Here is a 19,729-nt window from a genome sequence, read left to right on the forward strand (position 1 = left end):
CCAATATCTTCTGCCATTTGTTTTCATCTAAAAAAACCAACTTCATCCTCTTTCCTCTATAAATTATTCTCTCTATCCTAACATAAGATCAACACAACATAGCCATTTTCGAACTATTGAATGACTTGTCTCATGTAATTTCCCCAAGTTTGAGCGGCTATGCTGCTGCTTCCTCGTGTTGGGCTAGAGTCATCATTGCCCAGCCAAATGCCGGTCACCAGGGGAGGGTTGGGCGTGTAGCCGATAAAGAGCAGATCCTTGTTGGCGGTGGTGGTGCCGGTTTTACCGGCTTCTCCAATGCCGAGCCGGGCAGTAGTACCGGTGCCGGAGCTGATCACCCCTTGCAGTACGGTTGTCATCTGTTGGGCGACGGTTTCTGGTAAGACAAGTCGCTGAGAACGGGGATCCTCCCGACCAGGGTAAATCTCACGGCAGGTGCGAAAGTCGTTGGGGTTGGCGCAATCGCTGCTATCCAAGATGCGGCGGATGGTGTGGGGCCTTGACCAAAGGCCACGATTGGCAAAAGGAGTGAAGGCTGCTGTCAACTCCAGCAAGTTCACCTCCATGGTGCCAATCACCATAGAAGGATAGGGTTGCAACGGCGATTGGATGCCCATTTGCCGGGCCGTCGCCACCACTTGCTCTAGACCTACTTGTTGGGCCAACCGCAGGGCAATCACGTTTTCGGAGAGGATCAGGCCGCGGGCCAAATCCATAGGGGCCGATCCCGAGCGACAGCCCCGAAAGGTGAGGTTGCCCCAGGTGAGGGGCTCGCAAGACAACACTTGGGAGAGAGGGATCCCCTGGGTGAGGGCAGCCGCATACGTGAACACTTTGAAGGTGGAGCCCGGCTGCCTTTGAGCTTGGGTAGCCCGGTTGAAGGGGCTGGCGTTGTAGTCGATCCCGCCCACCAAAGCCAGCACTTCACCGTTGCGGCTGTCGAGACTGACCAAAGCGCCTTGGCTGAAGCCCAAGCGGGATCCGGACTCGCGCACCGTTTGGGCCAGGACTTGCTCTGCCAAACGCTGGTAGGGCAAATGCACCGTGGTTTCGATGATGAAGTTGCCCTCTGCCGAGAGGTCTTGGCCCAAGAGCTGCCGCAGCTCCTGGAAGACGGCACTGTAAAAGTAGGGAGCAACTGTCGAGGTTTGGGAGCGCAAATTGGGGTTGAGGGTGAGGCGACTGCGCCGGGCCCGCCGAATCTCCTCTTCGGGGAAGACTTTCAGCTCGCTCAGGCGATCCAACACCCGATCCCGGCCCCGAACGGCGGCATCATAGTTGGCGACAGGGTTAAAGGCATTGGGCGCGGGCAAAATGGCCGCCAGAGTCGCAGCTTCGGAAAGGCTGAGCTGGCGGCTTGGGATCCCGAAATAGAACTGGGCAGCAGTTTCAAAGCCGTAGATGCCGTTGCCCAGGTAAACATTGTTGAGGTAGAGAGCGAGGATTTCGTCTTTGCTGTAGCGCTGTTCCAGCTTCAGGGCGGCGACGGCCTCCCGCAGCTTGCGCCCGAAGGTGTTGCCGGAGCCGGTGTAGTCCCGCAGCACGGTGCGGGCCAGTTGTTGGCTGATGGAGCTGCCCCCCTGCTGCACTTCCCCCGAGCGCAGGTTCACCCAAAAGGCGCGGGCAATGCCCAGCAGATCCACCCCAAAGTGGGAGTAAAAGCGGTGATCTTCAGCGGCGACCACCACCTTGGGCAAAATCGGCCCAAAAGCTTCCAGGTCGGGCAGCTCCCGGTAGGTGTCCCCCTGATGGCGGCGCAGCTCCGTCTGCTGATCCCCGGCCAGGACGATCAGGGGGTTGCGATCTGCGGAGAGGGGCGGTTCCACTGAGAACTTGCTCCACTCATGGCCGATCCAAATCCTTGCCCCCAGCCCCAAGACTACCATCAGGATGAGGCAGCCACGCACCCCATACACCTGTGGTGGGGGTGGATCCAGCACTTGAATCCAGACGCTCTCCGGATCCCGAGGCGGGCCAAGGCTCAGTTGCTGGCCATGCCGCAAGATCACCCGGCGCACCCGCTCGACACCACCGAAGGGTTTGAGGCGGAAAACGCCGTTGGTCGAGTCTTGATCTTCTAGCTGGTAGCGACCGGCATTCCACCCCAGCCAGTAGAGAATAGGGGGCAACGGGATCCGCCAACCCAGACCGGGCAGGCGCCAATCCGGGCGGGGACGGATGTGGGCGTGGAGATGGCTCACCGCGGGGGCAGGGATGCGAATGGTGGCCACCGTCTGGCTGCGACCGAGAATGTCGGATCCCTTCAGGGCAACCACCTGGGGGGGCTCTCCTGGGCAGGTAATCCGCAGGCGCACCGGGCGCTTGGGGGGAGGAGGTTCGGGGGGTTTGAGGAGAGCCGTAGGCCCGACAGGGAAGGGCCTGGCCAGGGTTTTGAAGAAGCGAGCGACGGTGCCCAACAGCGGCTTTTTGTCTTCAGAAGCAGACATGGCTCAGTCCCCCCGCAATTCGCGCGCACGGCGCAGCAGCTCCTGCATGGTCTGGCCGGGACGAGGGCCGCCTGCTGCTGAATTGAGGTTACGGGCCTTGGGAGGCCGGGCAACGGGGGCAGCCGGGGGTAGGGTGGGAGGGGAGACAGGAGAAGGGGGTGGAGCACCGCTGGGCAGCGTGGGATCCCAGAGGGCCATGTAAAGGTGACCTTGGGCGTTGCGTTCGATCCTGCCGGCCCAGGGGCCAACGCGGAATTGCACTCGCCCAGAACGTCCCTCGCGCACAGCCTGCAGTTCTCGCTGCAGTTGAGCAGGCAAGGGGGCTTGCAGCATATCCTCCAAGAGTCCTTCCACTTGAGGGGTGGGTACGCCATCGGTGACGGTGGCTTCGGTTTGCCGCAGGGCCAGACTGGATGCGTCGTAGAGCAGGCCCAGGTTCACCCCGCCAAGGCGATACAGGTCATACACGGTGTTGGGCCAAGCACCATGCCCCTGCTGGTTGGGGGATCCCAGGCTGGCTCGTACCGTCTCGCGGGAAGTCTCCAGGGGAAAGGCGCGAAACACCGGCTCGCTCCTGTTGTAGGGTTCCAGCTCCGGCGCGGGATCCCGCCGTCCGTTCTGCTCTGAAGCCAAAACAAGGGGCTCAGGGACAAGCTCCCCAGGCATAGGATGGGCATTCTCTGGGGCAATGGGATCTTCCACTGCCGGACGAGATCCTGGCCCGGAAACACGGGGGGCCGAGGGGCGCTGCAGCAACTGTCCCCATTGCCAACTCACCAAAACCCAGCCCAGCAGCCCGCCCATCAGAAAGGGAATCAGGCGCACCCAAAGCAGGGATCCCCCGTTCTCGACCTCCGTGGCCGCCGTCAGGGGCCTGAGCCGCAGAGTACCGGCTGTAACCAAGGACGGCGCAGCGGCAGGGAGACCTCCAGAAAGTGGGCCAGAGGCAGCCTCTTCCGACGAGGCGACTGGGACCTGAGGGGCAATAGATCCCTGTGCTCTGGCTTGAATGTGCTCCAGCTCCGCCAACACATTGGCCACCGACTGCGGGCGGGCGGCAGGATCTTTGGCCAGGCAACCGAGAATCAAGTCAGACAAACCGGCGGGCAGCGCGAACTTCAATCCCAGGTCTTCCAGAGGAATGGGGCGGTGCTTGTGGTGGGCCTGGTACCAGCCCGGGAAAGATTCGGTGGTGGGCTTGAGGGGCATCTGGCCAGACACCATCTGGTACAGCATGATCCCGAAGCTGTAGATGTCGGAACGGGCGTCCAGCGGCAACCCTTCCAGCTGTTCCGGGGAAGAATAGGCCAGCGTTCCCAGGTAGGCATGGGTAAAGCTCAAAGATTCATGGCTGTTGAGCAGCTTGGCAATGCCGAAATCCACCAGCTTCGCCAGTTCCCCAAAACTGCTATCAGGCACTACAATCACGTTGGCCGGCTTCAAATCGCGGTGGATCACCTGCACCCGTTGCCCTTCCATGAGGATCCCCTCGTGGGCTGCTTTCAACCCCAAGCCGATTTGACGGGCCAGCCGGAAGAAGCGCTCCAAAGGCAAAGCCCCTGCGGCCAGAATATCCTTGAGGGTTTGGCCGTTCAGGTATTCCATCACATAGAAAGGCACCTCATCGGGGGTAAGGCCATAGTCATTGACTTTGACAATGTTCAGGCTTTTTTGGCCCAAAGCCGCGCAGGCTTTCGCTTCCCGTTCAAAGCGCAGGCGGGTGCGCCGATCCATTGCCGGCTGGGAAAGCAGCTTGACAGCCACTTCCACCCCACCAAAGAGCAAATCTTGAGCCAAATAGACTCGCCCCATGCCCCCCTGTCCCAGCAGATGTACAAGTCGATAACGCTGAGCCAAGAGGCGACCCAAAAAGGGATCCGACGCAGTAAACATAGGGAATCGCGGCGGTACGGAGAACAGGTTTGCAAGAGTCTCGAAGGGATCCGGCAGGAGCGGGCTACCTCTACCATAAGCACTGGAGCCGTTATAGGCCATGCTCACCGCCGTCAATTCGATTGCCCTTGATGTCTTTGCCAATTGTTTACCACCCCGACTACAGTGCCCCCCTGCCGCCGGGCCATCGCTTTCCCATGCCGAAATTTCGCCTCTTGCAAGAGCTGCTGCTGCGGGAAGGGGTGATCCGCCCCCAGCAAGTGCACCACCCTGAGCTGCCCCCTCTCGCCTGGATTGAGTCGGTACATACCCCTGAGTACGTCAGGGCCTACTGTGAGGGATCCCTGGAAGCCAAATTGCAGCGGCGTATCGGCCTGCCCTGGAGCCCAGAGCTGGTACAGCGCACCTGTCGAGCGGTGGGCGGCACCATCCTGACTGCCCAATTGGCCCTGCGCCATGGCTTGGCCTGCAACACCGCCGGCGGCACCCACCATGCCTTCCCCGCCTACGGCTCCGGCTTTTGTATCTTCAACGACCTGGCCATTGCCGCCCAAGTCTTGCTGCAGCAAGGGCTAGTGCAAAGGCTCTTGATCGTGGATTTGGATGTCCACCAGGGAGACGGCACTGCTTGGATCTTTCGCTCCGAGCCGCGGGTGTTCACCTTTTCCATGCACTGCGAGGCCAACTTCCCCGCCACCAAGCAGCAGAGCGACCTGGACGTGGCCCTGCCGGTAGGCATGGAAGATGAAGCCTATCTCCAGACCTTGGCCGACCACTTGCCCGATCTGTTGGCTCAGGTGCGCCCTGACCTGGTGCTCTACGATGCCGGTGTGGATCCCCACGAGGAAGATCTCCTGGGCAAGCTGGCCCTTAGCGACCAGGGCCTGTTTCGGCGGGACATGCAAGTGCTGAACACTTGTCTAAAGCAGGGCTATCCTGTCGCCTGCGTCATCGGCGGCGGCTACGGCAAAGACCTCAACCGCCTCGTGTATCGCCACTCCCTGCTGCACCGGGCTGCCAGCGAAGTGTACCGCCAATACCGTCTTTAGCCGGGCGCAAACTAGGCGTATTCGGCAATCACTACTGTGATGTTGTCTCGCCCGCCCCGCTCTTTGGCCGCCTCGATGAGCTTTAGGGGAAGTTGCTCCAAATCTTCCACCTGCAGGCAATACTCGATGATCACTTCGTCGTCTAACTCCTCCGTCAGGCCGTCGCTACACAACAGCAGGCGATCCCCTGGGTAAACTGTAATCGGCTGCACAGAAGGCGGCCCCGCATCGGGTCGGCCCAGGCAGCGCTCGAGAATATGTCGCCAGGGGTGAATCCGGGCCTGCTCGTAGGTCAACTCCCCCAGTCGAATGGAGCGGGCCACCAAGGTGTGATCCTCGGTCATTTGCTGCATTTCGGATCCCCGTAGGCGATAGAGGCGAGAATCACCGATGTGAGCGCTCCAGCAGTTGCCCTTGGGATCCACCATGGCCACCACCACCGTAGTGCCCATGTCTGCCCGCTCTGGATTTTCCCGCTGATCCTTGAGGATGGCACTGTTGGCTGCTTCTACGGCTTCGCTGAGCAACCGGGGTGCCGGCACGTTTTTCCAGCCTCGATCCAGATATTCTCGGATGGTCTCGACGGCCAACAGGCTGGCTGTAGCCCCGGCAGCATGTCCTCCCATACCATCGGCAACAATAAAATAGCGCCCCTCCGGATCGCAGTAGCAGGCATCTTGATTGCTGCTGCGGATCTTGCCGGGATCCGTAGCGCAGGCATATCGTCGCATCACATCAATCGCTCTGACCGATTCAACCTTAAGAGTACTCTGAGTAAAGCAAGAGCAGCGAGGGCAGCCAAAACCAAAGTGATAACCGTTAAGGTAGCATGTCCGGCCAAAAAGAGCTGAGTTGCGCTCAAAAAAAAGGCCCCAAACAACACCCCGTAAATGACTCCCAGCCCGGTATTGTTCAGCTTGCGCAGCAAGCGCTCCGTCTCGCTGGATCGCACCCGCAGGCGCAGCTCCCCTTGTTCCAACTTGCTCAAGGTCAATTCGATCCGGCGGGGCAAACTGAGACTGCTGCTGGTGAACTCAGCCGCTTGACGGCCAACCTGGGCCAAGAGGGTCTCGGTCTCGCTTCCGTTCAAACTCATCAGCTCCTCCGCAAAGGGTTTGGCCACTTCCATAAAGTCGAACTCCGGATCCAGCCCCTTCCCCAGCCCCTCCAGCGTGGTCAGGGCCCGCATCACAAAGGTGAAGGTAGCCGGAAAGCGAAACGGCTGATCGTAGGCCAGCTCGTAAAGGTCTTCGCTAATGGCCGCCACCGAGATTTCTCCTGAGTTGCCGGAAAAGGGTTTGTCCATAAAGTGATCCAGCATGTACTGCACCGAGCGGCGCACGGGAGCCAGATCGGCGGTGGGCACCAGCACCCCCAGTTCCACCAGCGAGGCCACCACCCGATCGGCATTTTTGGAGACCACACCTGCCAGCGTGCCCATCAGCTTTTCTTTCACATCGGAGCGCAGGCGGCCCATCATGCCGAAGTCGTAGAAGATCAACGTGCCATCGGGCTTCACGGCAATGTTGCCGGGGTGGGGATCGGCGTGAAAAAAGCCATCCTTGAGCAGTTGCCGCAGATAAGCCTCTGCCCCCAGACGAGCCAAAACCTTGCGATCCAGCCCCGCCGCGCTCAGGGCTTCGTAATCGCTGATTTTGATCCCCGGCAGGTATTCCAATGTCAACAGGCGAGGAGAGGTGTAACGCCAATACACTTTGGGAACAGCAATTTGCGGCATATCCCGAAAGTTGCGACGGAAGGTATCGGCATTGCGGCCCTCATTGAGGTAATCCACCTCTTCCCAGAGGGTGCGCCGACACTCTTCGTAGATGCCGATCCAGTCGCGGCCCGGCCCGCCCCAAGAGGTGCGATACTGAAAGAACTCGGCAATCCCACGGCAGATCTCCAAATCGATGGTGAACAAGCGGGTCAGCCCCGGACGCTGCACCTTCACCACCACCTCTTCCCCGGTTTTCAGCTTGGCGCGATGCACCTGCCCTAAGCTGGCAGCGGCCAAAGGGGTGGGATCAAAATAGCTGTAGATTTGGGTGATCGGCCTGCCCAGTTCCTGCTGCACAATTGCCGCCACCTGTTCGTAGCTGAAAGCAGGCACCCGATCCTGCAGCTTGGAGAGCTCCTCGACATATTCCGAGGGGAAGAGATCGGCGCGGGTGGAGAAAAACTGCCCCACTTTAATAAAAGTAGGGCCTAAGTTAAGCAGCGTTTCGCGGATCCAAACGGCTCTGGCCCGGCGGCGCTGGGCCTTTCGCTCGGGCGTGGGTTGTCCCCCATAGCTCCAAGCCTGCTGATCCAGCCAAAGGTAAAACAGCCAGGTGAGCACAAATCGCCAAATGTCCAGCATGCGGCCCTGGCGAGTATAGTTCTCCCGGGCCCAGCGGTAGGCGGTATAGGGCTTGACGGGTTTTGATCCCAAAGAGGTTGAAGCCTGGGATCCCAGTGTGCTGGCACTCAAGCGTTTCGACTCCGGTACTTCTGCAACTCGGAGCGCAGCTGCGCCACTTCTGCCCGCAAGTCGTCCAGAGTTGCCTGCAAATCTTCTGTCTGGAAAGGAGGCGGCACCCTTTCCTGGGCGGCCACGGATGCTTCTGCCTCAGCTCGGGTCATGACATCCTGGGCAAAGGTTTGCCAGCCCTCCTGCAGCTCGGCCCACACCTTGCCCACTTCTCCGGCAATATCGGTGAGGGCGCTTTCCAAACGCTCCCGTAGGACATCCGCCACAGCCTTGCCGACAAAAAAAGCCCGCACAACCGGATTCTTCATGCGACCCAAGTGTTAAGAAGCATCACCAGGATTATAACGAATCTTGCCCCAGGCACAGCGGCAGGCCGACCCACCCGAACAGCCGCGGATCGATCGGCCCGGCAGAGCCCGCAAAGGGTTGTCCCCGGAAGCTTGCCCAGTCCTAGCGGCGGTTGGTGGTCATGTCCGGGATCTTCAGATCGAAGACGCTGATGTTTTGCCGCGCTGCCGGCTTGGGATTGAGCATGCGGGCCATGTTGAGGAAGTTTTCTGGATCCCCGGGTTTGGGAGGACGGGTGAGACGATAGGTGCGCACCACTTCCCGCGTCGAGCGCTTCACGCCGGAGACATCGCGCCAACGAGCTCCATAGCGGGGGGTTACCAGGTTGGCGGGCTTTTCCGACAGGCGACGGCGTTGGTAAGGCACCACATCGTCCCCAAAGGCGGCATTGTACTCTTCGCTATCCACCACAGCGTCGATGAAGCCATCTAGCCCCTTGGTGGCAACGATGATGGAGTACTTGATGCGCTCCTGTTGGCTGTAGGTGGGCCGACCCAAAAAGCGCTGGAAGGTGACCTCGATGAAGCGGTAGTTGTCGTTGGGAACCATGACCAGATCCCGGTACACCTCCGACTTGCCCAGGCCGCGCACAAACTCTTTGACCGAGATTGCCCCGTTGCGCAATTGGGACTCCAGAGCTTTTTGCCGATAACTCTCCAGCATCAGATGCTCGCTGAAGATCTGGCGATAGGCGGCGCGAATGATGTTGTCAATTCCTGTCGGGTCGTCAGGACGGTAGACCGGCGGGGTTTCGTCGCTGGGCACAAAGTAGCGAGGCACCCGCTCATTTTGGGTGGTGGGGCGATCGGCAAGCAACGGAAGAGACATAGGTGGTGCTCCTGAAAAAACGAGAAAAACCGAGAAAGACACACTAGAGCAGAGAAGCTAAGGCTCGGCAGCCAACTCCTGCCAGCTCATCTGGGCGCGGAGAGGGATCAGAGGATCGGCATCTTCCAGGGCCATCTGGAGCGCAGCCTCGACTGAGGGGCGCAGAGATTGTTCACCCTGGCGAGCCAAGTCCGTCAGGGATCCAACGGCGGCGTAGCGGACTCCCCAATCGGCATCGGCAAGACATTGCCGCAACAGTTGCAAGGCTCGCTCTTGATCGGGCAAGGGCCGCTTGGCCGCCACTCGTCCTAGCCCACGGGTCGCCGCCCGTCGCACACTGGGGGCAAAGTCCGCTACAATGGCTTCCGCCAAAAAGGGGTAGGCATCCCCATGGCCAATACGGGCCAGAGCCCGCACCGAATAGGCACGCGCCCCGTAATCGAAACCGTCAATATGGCTCAGCAAGGGCTGCACCGCCGCCTCCCCAAAGCGCAGCACTTCCTCCAGGGCGGCTTCCCCCACTGCAGGGCGATTGAACCCAAAGGCGCGAATTAAGATGGGGATCCCTTCCACTTGGCCCAAAGCGCCCAGCGCCCTCACCACCCGCAACAATTCCTCAGGCGACGTGGCCTGCTCCAATTCTGCTGCCAGTTGAGCCACAGCAATGGGAAACGCTTGAGCAGCCGAGGCGGAGGACATAGGCAACGAATAGTCAAAGGTACACTTGAAACCGCTGATCAAAGGCACTGAGCGCCCCAGGATCCTAGAAGAGCTTCTCCAATTGCGGCAGGATCACCGCCGTCACCTGAGCCAGCGGCACCCACCCCAACTGAAGCGCCACATCGAACAGCCGCTTCAGAGCATTGATGCGCAGGTTGAGAGCCACGTCGGCTGTGGCCAGCAGCGGCGCCCCCGCCACCCATCCCGATTCGGCCAGGTCGAACAAAGCGGCCTGTCGTAGGCTGGAGTTGGAGTGGGCCAGTAGCGCCACCAGGATTTGGGTCAGCTCCTCGGCTTGCGTAAAGCGATAGAGCACCCAAGCCGCTGCCGAACGCACCCGCTCAGAGGGATGGTTCAAAAAGGGCCGGATCGCTGCCTCAGCCTCGGTGGCCTGAAGCTGACCCAAGGCCTCGATAAGGGCTTCCCAGGGCTGCTCCTGCTCGCGGGACTGCAACAGTGCCAGCAAGGGATCCACTGCTCGCTTGTCCCCCAATTGAGCCAAGGCATAGGCAGCCTCTTCCCGCACGTGGAAGTCAGTACAGGTGAGGGCCTCGATCAAACCGGGCACGGCCCGCACGTCCCCGATTTGCCCCAGGGCCTTGGCAGCATTGCGGCGCAGAGGATAGCCCCCCAAGGCGGTGCGATCCCGCTCATCCTGCAACGCCAAAAGCAGCGGCTCTACCCCCCTTGGATCCCGAACTGTGCCCAGGTACCAGGCAGCATAGTACCGATCTTGCAAGTCATCCCCCTGCAGCCGGGCTATCGCCTGCTCCCAAGTGAGCTGCTGCGGCAGCACCGCCGTGTTGGATGCCATACGAACCGTTGCAGAGCTGTTCATGACACCTGGGCAACCTTGCCGGTAACTTCAGTCGGCCGTCGGGCCTCCCTCACTCAGCAGCGCCGTTGCCCTGAGCGGGAGAGGCATTGGCTCCCGACAAGGCAGTGACCTGCACGATTTTGCCACCCATCCGCAGAATGCGCTGCATCTCGGCAGACAACCGACTGTAGGGAACGGTGGTGCTCAGGGTGCTGCGGCGAACTTTGGCAGAGGTGGCCAGAGCATCGGGCGGGTTGAGCAGACCGGTGTACTCAACTCGGTAAACCCGGCTGCCGGCTTCTGTCAGGGCTTCAGGGCTGGTGGTGCTTTGACCAAACATCGCTTTCCCCAGGTATCTATGAGACTTCGTTTGGAAGACAGGCAAACTGACCAGCGAACAAGCCGTACCGGCTATTCTCGCGAACCAGCACGCTGCCGTTGGGCAATGCCTACAATCCAAAGGCTAACTACCCCAGACTGGAGAGCAGGCGACCAACCCAACCGGCTTAAGAGAAGCCAAGGCGCCAAACCAACCTGGAAACAGGTGGAATAGACCTCTTTGGAGCCGTCGCCTGCTCTGGAGAGACACACAATTGGAAGACAAAGAAAGAGATCGTCCACTCCCAACAAGCAGGGATCTCTGCCCTGGGATCCCCTAGCTGAGGGCGTTGATGGCGTAATCGAAGTAGATGGCAGCTTCGTTGGCCGCTTGGCCGCTCAGCATGCCCAGAGCGCGGCTCTTCATGTACTGCAGAGCCACGATGTACCAGCTGGGAGAGAGGTTAAAGGAGCGGTTCACTTCCCGCAGTCCGGCCACCAGGTATTCATCGAGGGGGCCGGTGCCACCTGCAACCAGAGAATAGGTAATGAAGCGGAGGTAGTAGCCGATGTCGCGGGCACACTTGGCTTGAAACACATCGCCGTGGCCCATTTCACCCGGCTGAGTCAGGTAAGGGAACCTCTTGAACACTTCCTGCACCGCTTCCCGCACCAGAGTTTGCTGGTTGTTGGTTAGGACACGGGCCGCTTCCAGAGAAGCAGCAGCACGCTGGTAACGACCATTCACGGCCTGCAGTTCGCTGGCATTCAGAAAACGCCCTTGATTGTCAGCGGCAGCAATCGCTTCAGTGATGACAGTTTTCACCTTGCAGCTCCTAAATTCATCGATTGTGTTGTTAATGGAGGTTCTGTAGGAAAGGCGGACTGGATTTCCACCTGCCTATCAGAAATGAGGGATCTAACGGATCTCAATTCTGAAAGGAACGACCAAGCTGGCTTCGACCCAAAGCTCAAACGATGGCGGCAGCCGCCTTATCGAAGTAGCTGGCCACTTCGCTTTGCAGCGCCGAGCAGTCCCCAGGAGTGATGCCCTTCGGATCCATGATCTTGGCCAGCGCTTCCTTCTTCATAGCAGCAATGCCGTTGGCCACAGAAGTGGTGGGCACCCCCAGAGCAATGTAGGTTTCCCGCAGGCCGTTCAGGCAGCGATCTTCCAGCACAGAGCTATCCCCGGCCAAGGTGGCATAGGTGATGTAGCGCAGGATGATCTCCATGTCCCGTAGGCAGGCAGCCATGCGGCGGTTGGTGTAGGCATTGCCGCCGGGAGCGATCAGATCTGGCTCTTGAGCAAACAAAGAGCGAGCTGCATTGGTTACGATTTGGGCGGCATTGCTGGTCATGCGGTTGACAGCATCTAGGCGCTTGTTGCCCTCTGCCACCAAAGCCGCCAAACGGTCAAAGTCTTGGTCACTTAAAAAGGCACCGCGTGCATCTGCCTGAGCGATCACCCGGGTAAAAGCATCTTGCATGATGGATCTCCTTCTGGTCTTTCCAAAAAGTGGTGAGCGACTGGCTGAACCTCCCAAAAGCCGAATCCCAAGCTTTTTTGCGGGATCCTCTTTGACCCCCAAAAATCAAGGATTCCGTGGCAGCAGACCCCCCACCGAACCCCTAAATTTTTAGATAGGTCAAGAACCTCTGCGACTTTCAGACAGCCGAGCATCCAGCCTAATTTTATATCGCGGGATGGATGAGTGTTTTGTGAAGATTTACAAACCCATCGATACCAAAATGTCTGCTTAGCCTGGGATCCCCCGACTGTGGGGCGCAGCAGGGGGGAAATGGGTCTACAGGCTGGCTTACGGAATGTAAACATTTGTTTTGAGATGGAAGCAACCTGAGTTGGCGCCCTCCTGAACAGAACTGACGTTCTCCCCACGGCTAAAGCCGGGGGATTTTTCCGCCGCTCCACGCTCCTCGCGCTTCGGTCAGCGCTCTGGAGGGGTCACCTCTTGCAGAGCCGCTTTGAGGGCTCGACAAAAGTGGGCTATTTGCTGCAGTCCTTCTTCAGGCGTGGGGGCTTTGGCCAGCCGTTGCACAAATGCGCTGCCCACAATCGCCGCATCTGCTCCCCAGAGAGCGATCTGGCGGGCCTGGTCGGGAGTGGAGATGCCGAAGCCCACCCCAATCGGCAGGGGGGTTTGTTGGCGCAGTTGCTGCAGCAAAGCCGGGATCCGCTTTTCCAGGGTGGCCCGTTCGCCGGTAACGCCGGTGGTGCTGACCAAGTAGACAAAGCCACTGGACTGCTGGGCAATGCGGCGCATGCGCTCCGGGGGGCTGGTGGGGGCCACTAGCAGGATGAGGTCGATCTCTTCGGCCTGGGCTGCTTGTCGCAGGGATCCCGCCTCTTCCAGAGGCAGATCGGGGACGACCAAGCCGGCACAGCCGGCCTGCCGCAGTTGATGCAGAAAGTTGGGGATGCCGAGCTGGTGGATGGGGTTGTAGTAGGTGAACAGGATCAGGGGGGCCTGCAGCGAGAGACAGCGCAAGCCTTGTAGAATGGCGCCCAAAGTGACTCCCCGACTGAGGGCGCGGGTGGCTGCTGCTTGGATCACCGGCCCATCCGCCAAGGGATCCGAGTAGGGTACCCCCAGCTCGATAAGATCGGCGCCGCTCTGATCCAGAACCTGCAAAGCCTCAAAGGTGGTTTCCAAGTTGGGATCCCCAGCGGTGAGGTAGGGGATGAGGGCTTTTTCACCACGGCTGCGCAGCGCTTGAAAGCAGGCTGTGATCCGAGTGGGCATGGGATCCATTCGATTCTGAGGAGATTGAGAGCATCCCCCACTGTAGCGTCTGCCGGGATCCCTAGGGGAGAGGCACAAAATCGTAGCCGGTACCGGAGCGGTTGCCGGGCTCAACCCGCACCAGCACATGGGGAGCATTGCGGTCGCCGGAGGGCAAGAAGCGCACTTCTCCGGAAGCGCCGTCCGGCAAGCGGAAGTTCGGGTCGCCCAGGGCGGCGAGAACAGCGCTGCGGCTGGTGGCTCCTTGGCTGAAAGCTTGCAAGAAAACCCGGGTGGCATCATAAGCCAGAGCGGTGCGCCAGCTCACCTGCCCTCCCCAGAGCTGGGCTGCCTTCTGGGCAAACTCGCGGTTGCGCGGCACCTGGGGATGCCAGGGTACCGCCACCACCAAGCCCTCTACCGCTGCTCCCCCTTCTTGCAATGTGGTGAGGCTGAAGAGCACATCGCCGCCCAGAAGAGCAAGGGGCTTACCAGCTACAGCGTTCTCGCGGGCTACGGCCAGCGCTTTTTCGGCTACGGAAGCCGTGGGAGCTAAAAAAGCTACCTGGGCTCCTTGGCCGACGGCCCTTTGCAGGCTGGCCTGGGGGTTGAAGTCCGACGCCGATAAGTCGAACTCCGCCAGCACGATGCCCCCTTCGCTGGTCAGGGTGGAGGCAAAGGCATCGCGCAAGCTGGAGCTGTAGGCGCTGTTGGGGTTGTAGAAGATGGCCACCCTTTGCAACCGCAACGTGTTGAGAGCATAACGGGCCAGTTGCGTGCCGGCCACTTGATCCGAGGGCACGGTGCGAAAAATGGCATCCCCCAGCATGCTGATGCGAGTGCTGGTGGAGGTGGAGGAGATCATCGCCAAGCCGGCAGGCTGATAAACCTCGGCTGCAGCCAGGGTGGCGTCGCTGGTGTTATGGCCGATCACGCCCAAGATCTCGGGCTGGCTCACCAGAGCCTTGGCCACCGCTGCTGCTCGCTCAGGGTTGTCGCCATCGTCGGCAATCACTACCCGCAGCAGCCGTCCTCCGATTCCCCCCTGTTGGAAAAGCTCCTCCTGAGCTTGCGCCACCCCGCGCAGGGTCTCTTTGGCGCGGTTGGGGTTGCTGGAGATGGGCACCACCACCGCCAGGCTCAAGGGACTGCCCTGCTGCTGGGCACGGGCATTGTTCAAGAAAATGCGAGCTTCCGGGTCGTTGCGGTTGCTTTGCAGACCCATTTCCAACATCGAGATGGCCGCGCTGAGGTTACCTTGGCGCAACAGCTCTGCAGCGGCAACGGCAGCGGGACTGCTATCGGCAAACAAGGTGCGCTCGCCGCTGGTCAGGAGCAGATCTTGTGCTCCACCCCCCAACCCTGGCAGCGATACTGGCGGTAGAGAAATGCCTTCCGGCCAGCGAACATAGCCCGCCCGCCAAGCACGATGACCGCCCCAGAGTAGCAATAGCCCCAAGGCAATGTAGACAATGGGTGGTGGAGACTTGGCAACCATATATAGAGTATAGAGAGAGAAAACGCTAGCTTTTGGCCAGCAAAGACACTGCTTGTATCCTCAGGAATCCTCAAAAGTCATCTTTCCAAGGATCTCTAAGGATCTCCGACTATGCATCAGCATGAGTGCGGGAGTATGTCACGGATCGGGACGGTAGGAAGGGCTGTTGCGGTATTGGCGCTCTAGCTGCTCCACAATGGAAATGGGAACGGATGAGGTCTCGGAGGGCTCTTCTGGCGAGGTGCCGATCTGCGTCTCGGTCTCCACATTGAACTGCCGAGATGTTGCCCAAACCACTGCTGCAATCAGCAAAAGGACGATAGCGGCACCGTAAAGAAAGGCGACGATGGCCATCGGGTCAATGGTTTAGCTTTCCCCTTCCATGATAAAGGCTGTCGAGAATTACCCACTTCAGGATCCCTTAGAGCAAGCCCTATGGGACTGGCACCGAGGAGAGGCCAAGGGATCCCTGCTCTTGCATGCCTACGGCCTGGAGGGGATCCCGTTGGCGGAAGAGCCCCAGGTGGTCTCCCCAGAGGTGTTCTTCACCCAGGAGCTGCCGGAGGTGGAGGCCATGGCTTTGGATCTATGCCGCGGTCGGGTGCTGGACATCGGCGCCGGCACGGGCCGCCACAGCCTGCTGCTGCAGGAGGAAGGATTGGCCGTGGCTGCCTTGGATCGCTCCCCGGTGGCTTTGCAGATCATGGCAGAGCGGGGGGTGCGTTGCCGCATTGCCGCCGATCTTTTCCACTGGGCGGGGCCAGGAGAGCCCTTCGATACCCTACTCCTGCTGATGAACGGCGTCGGCTTGGCGGGATCCCTGTCGGGCTTGGAGCGTTTTTTGCGCCTGGCTCGCCACTGGGTTCAGCCCACTGGCCAGTTGCTCCTGGATTCCACCGATTTGAGCGATGCCAGCGACCTCGCAGATCTGCGGAATCTGCCGGCAGAAGAGGGAGGGCGTTTAGAAAACTTGGAAGATCCCTCTGGCAAGCTGGCCGCTCCTGCCCACCTCGAAGCAGGTGGCTCAGAAGATTGGCAGGAAGGGAGCGAGGCAAAAGCCAAGGTAGTGAACTTTGTAGCCGAGTACAACGGCCAGCGGGGGGATCCCTTTCCCTGGCTATTTGTAGATCCGGAAACCCTGCTGCAGTGTGCCCACGCCAACGGCTGGCAGGGGCAGATTGTCTATCAAGAGCCGGAGGGGGCTTTTCTGGCACGCCTCACCCCCTTCTGAAGGACTCGCTAGTGGGAAAGGATCTGGGATAAAAACAGGCGGGAGCGCTCTTCTTTCGGATTGCTGAAAAACTCTTGGGGGGTGTTTTCCTCCACGATCTTGCCGCGGTCGAAGAAGATAATCCGATCCGCCACCTCGCGGGCAAAGCCCATCTCGTGGGTTACACACACCATGGTCATCCCCGAGCGGGCCAACTCCCGCATCACGTCCAGCACCTCCTTGATCATCTCTGGATCCAAGGCCGAGGTGGGCTCATCGAAGAGCATCACCGCCGGATTCATGGCCAAGGCGCGGGCAATCGCCACCCGCTGCTGCTGCCCCCCCGAAAGTTGCCCCGGGTATTTTTCTGCTTGCTCGGCGATCCCCACGCGGCTTAGCAGTTCCATAGCCCGCTCTATCGCCTCACTTTTTTTCATCTTTTTCACGTGGATTGGGCCAAGGGTTACATTTTGCAAAACCGTGAGATGGGGAAACAGGTTGAACTGTTGAAAAACCATGCCCACCTCGCGGCGAATGGCATCGATGTTGCGCAGGTCGCTGGTTAGCTCAATGCCATCTACCACAATGCGCCCTCTCTGGTGTTCTTCTAAGCGGTTCAACGTGCGAATAAACGTTGACTTGCCTGAACCTGAAGGCCCACAGACCACCACCACCTCTCCGCGGCGGATGCGGGTGGTAATGCCCTTGAGGACGTGGAAATCGCCGTACCATTTGTGAACATCTTCGCATTGGATAATGTCAGCGCTGGCTGCACTTTGCGGAGAGAGTGAAGACCTTATGTGCGGGGATCCTTGCATGGGTGGGTGACTCCCTAAGTTTCACCAAAGCAGGCATGGGTACCATGGCAGAACTGGCCGAGCCACAACCGTAGCCTCTGCAACATTTCCATACGCCCTGACATGTAAGGCTTTGAGAAAATCGTAGGCGCCTATGGCAAACCATTCTATGGGGTGTGGCAGGAGTGTAACCCAATGGCACGGTATCTCGGTTGAAGTGCCGTGTATGAACGACTGTTGACGACGAAGATCTTGAGGATTGACATGGGGTAATTTTATGAACTGGATAAAGCATTTGAACGGATTGGCTCCCTTGGCCGGGGCACTGGCGTTGTCTATGGGCCTGCAGTCCCTTCCCGCTTGGGCGCAGCTGGGGCCGCTCACCGACCGCATCAAGGCTCGGGGCGAGTTGATCTGTGGGGTAAACAACCAACTGCCCGGATTCGGCAACCTGGATGACCAAGGCAAGTATGTGGGTTTTGATATCGACATCTGCCGGGCAGTAGCTGCCGCTCTCTTTGGAGATCCGGACAAGGTTCGATACGTCTACCTGACGGCGGCCAATCGCCAGTCTGCGATTCAGGCGGGCGAGGTCGATATGATTAGCCGCAACACCACCTGGACCCTCACCCGGGATCGCGAGTGGGCGGTGACCTTCGGCCCCACCACCTACTACGACGGCCAAGGATTTATGGTGCGGAAGTCGCTGGGGGTGGAAAAGCTGGAAGACCTGAACGGGGCCACCATCTGTGTGATTGCCGGCACCACCACCGAGCTGAACTTGGCGGATACCTTCCGCGCCCGTGGCATTGCCTTTACGCCAGTAACCTTCGACGGCGATGATTCCTCTTTCAACGCCTACGAAGAGGGCCGTTGCGATGCCATCACCAGCGACCAAAGCGCCCTCATCTCCCGCCGGGCCAGCTTGGCTTCTCCCGACGACCACGTGATCTTGCCGGAGGTGATCTCCAAAGAGCCCTTGGGGCCGCTGGTTCCCCACGGAGATGAGAGTTTCTCCGACATTATGAACTGGACGGTCTACGCCCTCTTCTATGCAGAAGAAAAGGGGATCACCAGCGCCAATGTGGACGAGTTCCTCAAGTCCGAGGATCCCGACATTCGCCGCTTCTTGGGCCAGGAAGGCAACCTGGGAGAGCTGCTGGGCCTGAAGCCGGATTGGGTGGTCAATGTCATCAAGGCGGTGGGCAACTACGGCGAGATCTTCGACCGCCACCTGACCCCCTTGGGCGTGCCGCGGGGCTTGAACCAGCCCTACACCAAAGGCGGGATCCAGTACGCGCCGCCTTTCCGCTGATCGGCTGATTCGGAATCCGGGCCTAGGGATCCCGGTTGGTCAGTACCGGCCAGGGATCCCCTATTCTCTGCTGTGCTCTGAATTTTTGCTTGCCCCGCATGACTTCTCTGTCCGACCAGCCCCACCTTCGCCCCCCCTGGTGGCGGAATGAGCGCATCCTAAAAGTTCTGCTGCAGGTGGCCTTTGTCGTGGCCGTGCTGCTGGTGTTCGGGATCCTTGCTCAGAACCTCCTCGCCAGCCTGCGCCGCCTGGGCATCAGTTTGGGCTTTCGCTTTCTGGGCAACTCCGCCAACTTTGGGATCACCGAGGGGCTGATCCCCTACGACCCCTCCGAGAGCTACCTGAAGGCTCTGGCGGTGGGAGCGGTGAACACCCTCTGGCTGTCGGCAGTCAGCATTGTGTTGGCGACGGCGATGGGCTTTGTCCTGGGGATGGCTCGCCTCTCCAGCAACTGGCTGGCCCGCCAGCTGGCCACCGTTGTTACCGAGATCTTTCGCAATGTCCCGGTGCTGCTGATCGTGATCTTCTGGTACCAGGGGGTGATCCTCACCCTGCCGGGGGTGCGCAACAGTCTCTCCATCGGCGGGCTTGTCTTTATCAACCAGCGGGGAGTGAAGCTGCCCGGGTTGGATCCCAGCGGCTGGCTGGTTCCCGCGCTGGCCATTGTAATCGCGGCTGGGTGGGGGATCCGCAAGCTGCTCCTAGTCTGCCGACCCGAGCTGGGATCCCGGCAGCGGAACCTGTGGGTGGCTGCGGGGGTGGCGCTGCTGGCGGTGGCCTGCTGGGTGCTCTTCCCAGAGCCGCCGGTGCGGCTGGATGTCCCGGTACTGGAGCGCTTTAACTTCCGGGGTGGGATCCAGCTTTCGGCGGAGTTTACCGCCATGATGCTGGGCTTGGTGACCTACACCGGCTGCTACATTGCCGAAGTGGTGCGGGGATCCTTTTTGGCGGTGCCGCGGGGGCAGTGGGAGGCGGCCCGGGCCATCGGCCTGTCGGAGCTGCAAACCTTTCGCTTGGTGATTGTGCCGCAGGCCCTGCGGATCATGATCCCCTCCTTGAACACTCAGTATCTCACCTTGATTAAAAACTCCAGCTTGGCCATTGCCGTTGGCTTCTCCGATCTGTTCAACATCAGCAGCACCATCATCAACCAGTCGGGACGTTCGGTGGAGATGTTCGCCATCCTCATGGCCACCTACCTGACCTTTAACCTGGTGGTTTCCTACGGCATGAACTGGCTCAATGCCCGCGTCAAATTGGTGGAGCGCTAAC

At 59.9% G+C, this 19,729-nt stretch carries 19 protein-coding genes; 4 read left to right on the plus strand and 15 right to left on the minus strand.

Annotation, left to right across the window (positions count from 1 at the left end; translation table 11 throughout):
* Positions 1 to 113 precede the first annotated feature (113 nt).
* Positions 114 to 2,447 carry a transglycosylase domain-containing protein gene (locus tag ACVWVQ_RS06325; protein ID WP_457507475.1) on the minus strand — a complete coding sequence of 778 codons (2,334 nt, stop codon included), beginning with the start codon at positions 2,445 to 2,447 and terminating at the stop codon, positions 114 to 116.
* A 3-nt stretch (positions 2,448 to 2,450) separates the two neighbouring features.
* Positions 2,451 to 4,340 carry a serine/threonine-protein kinase gene (locus ACVWVQ_RS06330; protein WP_457507477.1) on the minus strand — a complete coding sequence of 630 codons (1,890 nt, stop codon included), beginning with the start codon at positions 4,338 to 4,340 and terminating at the stop codon, positions 2,451 to 2,453.
* A 131-nt stretch (positions 4,341 to 4,471) separates the two neighbouring features.
* Here ACVWVQ_RS06330 and ACVWVQ_RS06335 point away from each other — a divergent pair, with 131 nt between their 5' ends.
* The gene (locus tag ACVWVQ_RS06335) at positions 4,472 to 5,389 is read left to right on the plus strand and encodes a histone deacetylase family protein (RefSeq protein ID WP_457507479.1); all 918 of its coding nucleotides are present in this window, start codon (positions 4,472 to 4,474) and stop codon (positions 5,387 to 5,389) included.
* A gap of 11 nt (positions 5,390 to 5,400) precedes the next feature.
* Here the strand turns inward: ACVWVQ_RS06335 and ACVWVQ_RS06340 are convergent, their stop codons facing one another.
* The 12 genes from ACVWVQ_RS06340 to ACVWVQ_RS06395 form a co-directional block, all read right to left on the minus strand.
* Complete coding sequence (locus ACVWVQ_RS06340) at positions 5,401 to 6,120, minus strand: PP2C family protein-serine/threonine phosphatase (protein WP_414389052.1); 720 nt, start codon at positions 6,118 to 6,120, stop codon at positions 5,401 to 5,403.
* Positions 6,120 to 7,862, minus strand: coding sequence for an ABC1 kinase family protein (locus tag ACVWVQ_RS06345; protein ID WP_457507481.1), 1,743 nt, complete (start codon positions 7,860 to 7,862; stop codon positions 6,120 to 6,122). The genes ACVWVQ_RS06340 and ACVWVQ_RS06345 overlap by 1 nt, the downstream gene beginning before the upstream one ends.
* Positions 7,859 to 8,170, minus strand: coding sequence for a DUF6825 family protein (locus ACVWVQ_RS06350; RefSeq protein ID WP_414329408.1), 312 nt, complete (start codon positions 8,168 to 8,170; stop codon positions 7,859 to 7,861). The genes ACVWVQ_RS06345 and ACVWVQ_RS06350 overlap by 4 nt, the downstream gene beginning before the upstream one ends.
* 142 nt (positions 8,171 to 8,312) lie before the next feature.
* The gene (locus ACVWVQ_RS06355) at positions 8,313 to 9,038 is read right to left on the minus strand and encodes a phycobilisome rod-core linker polypeptide (protein ID WP_414406383.1); all 726 of its coding nucleotides are present in this window, start codon (positions 9,036 to 9,038) and stop codon (positions 8,313 to 8,315) included.
* Between the two features lie 57 nt (positions 9,039 to 9,095).
* The gene (locus ACVWVQ_RS06360) at positions 9,096 to 9,737 is read right to left on the minus strand and encodes a HEAT repeat domain-containing protein (RefSeq protein WP_071818190.1); all 642 of its coding nucleotides are present in this window, start codon (positions 9,735 to 9,737) and stop codon (positions 9,096 to 9,098) included.
* Positions 9,738 to 9,801: 64 nt separating this feature from the next.
* Complete coding sequence (locus ACVWVQ_RS06365) at positions 9,802 to 10,572, minus strand: HEAT repeat domain-containing protein (protein WP_414329024.1); 771 nt, start codon at positions 10,570 to 10,572, stop codon at positions 9,802 to 9,804.
* Between the two features lie 73 nt (positions 10,573 to 10,645).
* Positions 10,646 to 10,915: a phycobilisome linker polypeptide gene (locus tag ACVWVQ_RS06370; protein WP_011432575.1), complete on the minus strand. Its 270-nt coding sequence runs from the start codon at positions 10,913 to 10,915 to the stop codon at positions 10,646 to 10,648.
* Positions 10,916 to 11,230: 315 nt separating this feature from the next.
* Positions 11,231 to 11,719: a globin family protein gene (locus ACVWVQ_RS06375; protein ID WP_011432574.1), complete on the minus strand. Its 489-nt coding sequence runs from the start codon at positions 11,717 to 11,719 to the stop codon at positions 11,231 to 11,233.
* 145 nt (positions 11,720 to 11,864) lie between these two features.
* Positions 11,865 to 12,383 (minus strand): phycocyanin subunit beta, encoded by a 519-nt coding sequence (locus ACVWVQ_RS06380; RefSeq protein ID WP_011432573.1) that lies wholly within the window; start codon positions 12,381 to 12,383, stop codon positions 11,865 to 11,867.
* Between the two features lie 459 nt (positions 12,384 to 12,842).
* Positions 12,843 to 13,658: a tryptophan synthase subunit alpha gene (gene trpA / locus ACVWVQ_RS06385; protein ID WP_457507484.1), complete on the minus strand. Its 816-nt coding sequence runs from the start codon at positions 13,656 to 13,658 to the stop codon at positions 12,843 to 12,845.
* A gap of 61 nt (positions 13,659 to 13,719) precedes the next feature.
* Positions 13,720 to 15,135, minus strand: coding sequence for an ABC transporter substrate-binding protein (locus tag ACVWVQ_RS06390; protein ID WP_457507486.1), 1,416 nt, complete (start codon positions 15,133 to 15,135; stop codon positions 13,720 to 13,722).
* Positions 15,136 to 15,273: 138 nt separating this feature from the next.
* Complete coding sequence (locus tag ACVWVQ_RS06395) at positions 15,274 to 15,489, minus strand: hypothetical protein (protein ID WP_011430147.1); 216 nt, start codon at positions 15,487 to 15,489, stop codon at positions 15,274 to 15,276.
* Between the two features lie 28 nt (positions 15,490 to 15,517).
* Here ACVWVQ_RS06395 and ACVWVQ_RS06400 point away from each other — a divergent pair, with 28 nt between their 5' ends.
* Positions 15,518 to 16,366, plus strand: coding sequence for a class I SAM-dependent methyltransferase (locus ACVWVQ_RS06400; protein ID WP_011432568.1), 849 nt, complete (start codon positions 15,518 to 15,520; stop codon positions 16,364 to 16,366).
* Between the two features lie 8 nt (positions 16,367 to 16,374).
* On the opposite strand, the gene ACVWVQ_RS06405 is transcribed toward ACVWVQ_RS06400, so the two are convergent.
* Complete coding sequence (locus tag ACVWVQ_RS06405) at positions 16,375 to 17,163, minus strand: amino acid ABC transporter ATP-binding protein (RefSeq protein WP_011432567.1); 789 nt, start codon at positions 17,161 to 17,163, stop codon at positions 16,375 to 16,377.
* Between the two features lie 256 nt (positions 17,164 to 17,419).
* Between ACVWVQ_RS06405 and ACVWVQ_RS06410 the strand changes: the two genes are divergently transcribed.
* Together ACVWVQ_RS06410 and ACVWVQ_RS06415 are read left to right on the plus strand one after the other, a co-directional pair.
* The gene (locus tag ACVWVQ_RS06410; protein ID WP_457393176.1) at positions 17,420 to 18,457 is read left to right on the plus strand and encodes an amino acid ABC transporter substrate-binding protein; all 1,038 of its coding nucleotides are present in this window, start codon (positions 17,420 to 17,422) and stop codon (positions 18,455 to 18,457) included.
* A 98-nt stretch (positions 18,458 to 18,555) separates the two neighbouring features.
* A complete protein-coding gene (locus tag ACVWVQ_RS06415; RefSeq protein WP_457507489.1) occupies positions 18,556 to 19,728 on the plus strand; it encodes an amino acid ABC transporter permease in 1,173 nt (390 codons plus the stop codon).
* The last annotated feature ends 1 nt before the right edge of the window (position 19,729 follow it).

The organism is Thermostichus sp. MS-CIW-36, assembly GCF_054059035.1.

Excerpts from the sequence above, each read along its gene's own strand:
- ACVWVQ_RS06355 (WP_414406383.1), bottom strand. The coding sequence starts at position 9,038 with ATGTCTCTTCCGTTGCTTGCCGATCGCCCCACCACCCAAAATGAGCGG.
- ACVWVQ_RS06370 (WP_011432575.1), bottom strand. The coding sequence starts at position 10,915 with ATGTTTGGTCAAAGCACCACCAGCCCTGAAGCCCTGACAGAAGCCGGC.
- ACVWVQ_RS06400 (WP_011432568.1), top strand. The coding sequence starts at position 15,518 with ATGATAAAGGCTGTCGAGAATTACCCACTTCAGGATCCCTTAGAGCAA.
- ACVWVQ_RS06405 (WP_011432567.1), bottom strand. The coding sequence starts at position 17,163 with ATGCAAGGATCCCCGCACATAAGGTCTTCACTCTCTCCGCAAAGTGCA.
- ACVWVQ_RS06365 (WP_414329024.1), bottom strand. The coding sequence starts at position 10,572 with ATGGCATCCAACACGGCGGTGCTGCCGCAGCAGCTCACTTGGGAGCAG.
- ACVWVQ_RS06340 (WP_414389052.1), bottom strand. The coding sequence starts at position 6,120 with ATGCGACGATATGCCTGCGCTACGGATCCCGGCAAGATCCGCAGCAGC.
- ACVWVQ_RS06395 (WP_011430147.1), bottom strand. The coding sequence starts at position 15,489 with ATGGCCATCGTCGCCTTTCTTTACGGTGCCGCTATCGTCCTTTTGCTG.
- ACVWVQ_RS06390 (WP_457507486.1), bottom strand. The coding sequence starts at position 15,135 with ATGGTTGCCAAGTCTCCACCACCCATTGTCTACATTGCCTTGGGGCTA.
- ACVWVQ_RS06335 (WP_457507479.1), top strand. The coding sequence starts at position 4,472 with ATGTCTTTGCCAATTGTTTACCACCCCGACTACAGTGCCCCCCTGCCG.
- ACVWVQ_RS06330 (WP_457507477.1), bottom strand. The coding sequence starts at position 4,340 with ATGTTTACTGCGTCGGATCCCTTTTTGGGTCGCCTCTTGGCTCAGCGT.
- trpA (WP_457507484.1), bottom strand. The coding sequence starts at position 13,658 with ATGCCCACTCGGATCACAGCCTGCTTTCAAGCGCTGCGCAGCCGTGGT.
- ACVWVQ_RS06410 (WP_457393176.1), top strand. The coding sequence starts at position 17,420 with ATGAACTGGATAAAGCATTTGAACGGATTGGCTCCCTTGGCCGGGGCA.
- ACVWVQ_RS06360 (WP_071818190.1), bottom strand. The coding sequence starts at position 9,737 with ATGTCCTCCGCCTCGGCTGCTCAAGCGTTTCCCATTGCTGTGGCTCAA.
- ACVWVQ_RS06325 (WP_457507475.1), bottom strand. The coding sequence starts at position 2,447 with ATGTCTGCTTCTGAAGACAAAAAGCCGCTGTTGGGCACCGTCGCTCGC.
- ACVWVQ_RS06350 (WP_414329408.1), bottom strand. The coding sequence starts at position 8,170 with ATGAAGAATCCGGTTGTGCGGGCTTTTTTTGTCGGCAAGGCTGTGGCG.
- ACVWVQ_RS06380 (WP_011432573.1), bottom strand. The coding sequence starts at position 12,383 with ATGCAAGATGCTTTTACCCGGGTGATCGCTCAGGCAGATGCACGCGGT.
- ACVWVQ_RS06415 (WP_457507489.1), top strand. The coding sequence starts at position 18,556 with ATGACTTCTCTGTCCGACCAGCCCCACCTTCGCCCCCCCTGGTGGCGG.